This window comes from Sporosarcina luteola (assembly GCF_007991495.1).
Lineage (GTDB): Bacteria > Bacillota > Bacilli > Bacillales_A > Planococcaceae > Sporosarcina > Sporosarcina luteola.
Window position 1 is genome coordinate 1 of the sequence record NZ_BJYL01000071.1, and the last position, 5,173, is coordinate 5,173.

The following is a 5,173-nucleotide window of genomic DNA, read 5'->3' on the forward strand; positions in this document are numbered from 1 at the left end:
GTGGCGGCGAAACTGTACTTTATTTAGATCTCTGCCCAAATAGGGGACCTGGCACTGCTTGAGTAGCACCGTAACCTGCCAAGAATGCTTCTTCGCTTAACCAACCATTTGGTACAAACTCCTGCTCTAATAGAGGTAAAACGACATGACCACCACCAAAAACTAAAGAACCCGATCTATAAAAGCTGTCAAACATCGCGATCCAATATGATCCTGTAGCCCCTCGAATAATCGGTAATAGAATCAGCAAACCGAAGAATAACAGTAAACAGATCGCGGAAAAGCTTTTGGCAATCGGGAATTGCGAACTAACTTCTTCATTTTGCTGGTGTTGTTTATATAGAAGAAACCGAAAAGAACCTTAAAAACACTTAAATATTGTCGAAGTATAAAGTAAAAAGATTTTTATAGAATATAATTTTATTCTATAAGAAGGAGCTGAAATATTGTTAATGCACAATAGACTTAAAAAGATTCGAGAAATAAGAGGAATGAAGCAAGCCGAAGTTTGTCATGGAATTCTTTCTGCATCTCATTATAGCAATATAGAGGCTTGTAGATTTACAGCTTCTGCTGATACTATGAGGTTAATCGCTGAACGATTAGACGTGCCCTATTCCTATTTGACAAATCTAAATTCCTATAGTGCTGAGTTAGAAGAATTACTTTTAGAGTACGAAAAACTTATTGATTTAAGAAATAGAAAGGAAATGGAGCAATTTCTGTCCAAGTATAAACATGAATTTCAGTATATTGAATCCATTTCTCAGGAATATCATTACTTTCTATTGAAGTTTCTCGAACTTGTTTCGACAAACAAAATAGAAGAAGCAGTTACGCATTACGATGAAAGTATCTCCGATATAGACACAACTATTATCAATTATAAAGCGTATAAAAACTACCTTTATGCTTCTGGATTGTATAACTACTATAAAAGAAATTATAAGGAAAGCATAAAATTTTATTTGGAAACAATTGATATGGATAAAAGTTATAAAAGCAGACTTTTTTACAATATTTCACTTTGCTTTTATATACAAGGTTTATATTCAAATGCTCTGTTTTATGTAAAATCAGCAAATGACCTTTATTTAAAAGAACATAAATGGGACAAGGTAGCTGATTGTTATAACTTAATTTCAGTAATCCATTTGGAAATGGGGGATCTAAGGAAAGCAGAAAAATATATTCAAAAGGGGTTAGATATTGCCTACTTATCATCGAAAGATATCGAACCAAAGTTATATCACAATCTTGCTCTTATAAAGAAAGATCAAGGAGACATTGAAAGTGCATTAAACAATACGCACAAAGCAATTAAATTAAAAAAATCATTAAACGCCAATGATATATTTATATCATACCGACTTAAGTTAACTATTTTTTCTGAAAACCGGGACGTTTACAATCTGACAAACACTTTAAAGTTGGCCGAGAATTGTGCAAAGACTCCCACGGAATTAGCCTTATTGAAATATTTCGATGCACAGCTGAACTGGCTACAAGGGAACTACCAACAATACGAGAAAGGTATTTCAAAAGTTGTGAAAGTTTTTTTAGCTCATCAAGACTGGATAAGTTTAAAGCAAGCAAGTGAGCATTACTCGCTTTATTTAGAGAAAGACAACAAATATAAAAAGGCTTTAGAACAACAGAAACTCTGTTGCTTAGCCTTAGAAAATATTAAAAAGGGGAAATAACGATTCCAATCAATAAATTCCCAAAAACTCATTCAGTTTTTAAAACAAATCGAACATACTATTGAATTACTCGATTTGATTAATTTTAAATTAATTGTATGATTTAGATGTGAGCTCACAAGAATCAAAAAAGTAGCAGGGTGAATAAATAGTTGCACTTTGTACTAGAAGGAGTTATTTATGAAAATCAGAATGATCATTATTGTTTTAATAACACTTCTCATTGGTGGTGTTATTGGACATATGCTTCCACAAAAAAATAATTCCGAACAAAGTATAATTTCATCTACAAAGAGTAGTCTTGATACTTCGAAATATGAATTACTTGTAAATCGAATTCAAAAAGAATTTACCATGGAAGGTTACAAAGAGATTCTGGGGGAGAACAGCGATATTGTTGTTGTTCCAGACATTATAGCCGGTCAACAAGATATACCGGAGGGCTTATATCTAAGAAATAAAAAATTTATATATAAGAATTCCAATAATGGAATGATTATTATTTTGAGCATAAGTGCCTCGGAAAAACGCGTTGACCGCTTTTGGGATCATAGTATTAACTATGCAAAAGAAAACTATAACTCTGAAACAGGAATATATAAAGATACTTACGATTCTATTTTCCCGGATTCAGAAGTTAGTATTTATGACTTTAGAGGAGACGGATATTCACTTTCAATTGTTGGTATATCCGACAACCCGCTTAATGAAGATGTATTTACACTTAGCCAAACAGCCCAGTTTTTACAAGAACTCGAAAAATATCTAAATTAGGAGATGATCTATATGTTTGGTAAAATGAAACGGATTACCGCCCTTTCGCTTTCAGCATTATTGTTCTTAATTGGAAGTTCCGTTTATGCAGCAGAAGAAGATAACGATAACATTCATTACCCACATTCCATTGATTTGATCGAGGGAAATGGTAATCCCGTAGAAAAATTAAAATTAGTAGATGAAGATGATGAAGTTTCTGCCCAATCAACATTTGTTGTTTACGAGAATAATGGATATGCTGGAAATCCGAGAGGTATGAGTACCGGATTCAACAATAAGTATATGTTGTTTCATAACGCCTCAGTTAGTATTCCTAGTGGCGTGAACACAACTTATACTTGGGAAAGAACAATCACTAAAATCAATACTACTTCAAATACATTTGAAGTGGGAGCTAGAGGCCAAGGCGGAGTAAAATTTCTTACTGAATTGGAAGCACATATTAAAAATGCATATACATCAACCGAAACAGTTTCTATCAGTCAGGGAACAAAGTCAGCTACACAAATTACTCAACCTGGTTACTACAATTTAAACTTTTATTTAAAGTCACAAACCTATGATTTATACGGAGACTGGTGGGGATACACACGAGACCAACCAAATGTAAGAAAAAAGGTTGACAGATATTTGGGTCAAGTTCAGGAAGCAACAGGATACATGCATCTCGAGGTTACAAAGACTGGTAATTAATTACACCGAATTAAGATAAACCTATTTAGCCAATAAAGCTAAACTTGGTAAGCGTCAAACTGTGACCACATAGTTTTTCCTTTTTTCCGCCATGCGAAAATCTCCCTAACTTAACAAGTTAAGGAGATTTTTTTGTTGCAAATCAAAATAAGCCCAGCTGTACAATAATGGAATAATCGCTTTGGCATGCGAAAAAACCATCCCTGCAAAGTAAGAGGAATGGCTAATTTTTTCAAACATATTTCGATAATTATATCCTATTTACTTAAACTAAGTACGCTCGTCGTAAATATCTTCTGTTCAGATTGACGATATTGATCAAAATATTCCTTTTCAATCCCCGTTACGAGCGTCAAAAATTCTTGATCTACTTTTAATTCATCCGTCAAAGTAGACAAAGTATAAATTCCTTTTTCAAAAAGCAGCTGCAATATACTTTTTAACTTCATAGGACGACTAATAGGAATCTTTTCATCAAGTGGCTCCTGCGTTCTATAGCCTTTTTTGTTAATGGACATGAAAAAATATCGATACTGCTGATATTCCATCATACCCAATTTGTGTACTCTCATTGCAATTGCCTGCAATGAAACTTCCCACTTCTGTTTGATGTCGATATATGAGTCCGGATTCGATACTTTTGTAATTTCCTTGCAGTCGTTCCCAAATTCCTCTGGTAGCAAAAATTCAGAAGCAAAGCTATTGGCCTCATCTTCCAAATCTCGATAGGATTTCCGATCCAGCATGTTAAACTCAACTTTATAATGCAATAATAAATGTCCTAATTCATGGGCCAAATCAAAGTTCCTTCGAGCCGCCGACTTTTTGATCGTTCCCAATATAATATACGGCCGATCGTCTTCCGTCCAAACACTATAAGCGTCGATTGTTTCTCCTATCTCTTTTTCAACAATGAAAGCACCGGCCTTCTCAAATAGAAACAGTAGATTCTGGTTGGAACTTCTCGGTAATCCCATTGTTTGGCGCGCCAAGTTAGCTATGAATTTAATTTGGTTTTCTCGATCAACATTTTGATTCTGACGAAGATATTCCAATGTCTCTTTCCGCAATTGCAATAATAAATTGGCCGGATAATTTATTTTAGATTCAATTCTTTTCATAAATTCATCTAAAAATCTAATATACATTAATTCACTTTGCGTTTTACTCAAGGTGTTAATTGTCTCAGAACGATAAGCTATATGTTGGGACTGTATATTTTCAAAATTGGCCTTATCCAATAAGTCATCCCTATAAAAATATGAAGATTTCACTTTGAAAATGAACTTCATTTTATTCACAACTTCTAATTTAGGCGACGTATACCCATTTTCATATTGCCAAATAGCCTGCTCAGTTACTCCAACTTTCTCTGCCAATTGCCCCCTACTCAGGTTATTCAATATCCGGATATTGGTTAAACTTTTACCAATAAACAAGAAGGCACCTCTTTTCTTAAATTTAACTTTCTTGCTCTTCCACATCCCCAAGAACAATACCGAAAGCCGATGCATCCAATACACCTTCCGCCGCAATTGTCTGTGTAAGAATCGACTTTAGATCATCCCCAATTTCAAAGATGTGACTTGGCTTTTGACCGATATACGGTGTTAACTCACTTATCAAGTATGCTCTATTATCAGCAGGATTAGGCATCCATAAACGGATTTCGCTTATTTGATGATCTTCGCCGATATTATAGGTAGCAATATAAAATCTATCAAAATGAGCAGCTGTACTTTCAATATCCGCAGCTTCAAGTGGAACTGGCTGGAAATCCTCCAATAACTCTAATTGGACGGACTGATTAACATTCTGTAACAGAAACTCTTCAAACTTTATCCCTTTATTAATACCGCCTGCAACGGAAAGCAACTGCCCATGGGTAGGTTAATTCCTTTTGTTAGATCTTTGCTGAAAAAATGCCGCTAATAAAGTGCCAGGCAATCATTAGGTTGCTTGGCACTTCTATTAACACATTTATTTAAAAGAGCATCTAA

Annotated in this window: 5 protein-coding genes and 1 pseudogene; 3 read left to right on the plus strand and 3 right to left on the minus strand. The window is 34.4% G+C overall.

Annotated features, from left to right (window positions below):
* Positions 1 to 37 precede the first annotated feature (37 nt).
* A pseudogene (locus SLU01_RS17760) lies at positions 38 to 283 on the minus strand (chromate transporter); the annotation flags it as partial.
* A gap of 169 nt (positions 284 to 452) precedes the next feature.
* Here SLU01_RS17760 and SLU01_RS17765 point away from each other — a divergent pair.
* From SLU01_RS17765 to SLU01_RS17775, 3 genes are all read left to right on the plus strand, one after another.
* A complete protein-coding gene (locus SLU01_RS17765) occupies positions 453 to 1,703 on the plus strand; it encodes a helix-turn-helix domain-containing protein (RefSeq protein WP_246111041.1) in 1,251 nt (416 codons plus the stop codon).
* Positions 1,704 to 1,883: 180 nt separating this feature from the next.
* Positions 1,884 to 2,477 (plus strand): hypothetical protein, encoded by a 594-nt coding sequence (locus tag SLU01_RS17770; protein ID WP_147060856.1) that lies wholly within the window; start codon positions 1,884 to 1,886, stop codon positions 2,475 to 2,477.
* A gap of 12 nt (positions 2,478 to 2,489) precedes the next feature.
* Positions 2,490 to 3,173 carry a hypothetical protein gene (locus tag SLU01_RS17775; RefSeq protein ID WP_147060858.1) on the plus strand — a complete coding sequence of 228 codons (684 nt, stop codon included), beginning with the start codon at positions 2,490 to 2,492 and terminating at the stop codon, positions 3,171 to 3,173.
* A 257-nt stretch (positions 3,174 to 3,430) separates the two neighbouring features.
* Here the strand turns inward: SLU01_RS17775 and SLU01_RS17780 are convergent, their stop codons facing one another.
* Both SLU01_RS17780 and SLU01_RS17785 read right to left on the minus strand, forming a co-directional pair.
* Positions 3,431 to 4,612 (minus strand): spr1629 family repressor/antitoxin, encoded by a 1,182-nt coding sequence (locus tag SLU01_RS17780; protein ID WP_147060862.1) that lies wholly within the window; start codon positions 4,610 to 4,612, stop codon positions 3,431 to 3,433.
* Between the two features lie 22 nt (positions 4,613 to 4,634).
* Positions 4,635 to 5,048 carry a hypothetical protein gene (locus SLU01_RS17785; RefSeq protein WP_147060859.1) on the minus strand — a complete coding sequence of 138 codons (414 nt, stop codon included), beginning with the start codon at positions 5,046 to 5,048 and terminating at the stop codon, positions 4,635 to 4,637.
* Positions 5,049 to 5,173: the final 125 nt, after the last annotated feature.

Excerpts from the sequence above, each read along its gene's own strand:
- SLU01_RS17765 (WP_246111041.1), top strand. The coding sequence starts at position 453 with ATGCACAATAGACTTAAAAAGATTCGAGAAATAAGAGGAATGAAGCAA.
- SLU01_RS17775 (WP_147060858.1), top strand. The coding sequence starts at position 2,490 with ATGTTTGGTAAAATGAAACGGATTACCGCCCTTTCGCTTTCAGCATTA.
- SLU01_RS17770 (WP_147060856.1), top strand. The coding sequence starts at position 1,884 with ATGAAAATCAGAATGATCATTATTGTTTTAATAACACTTCTCATTGGT.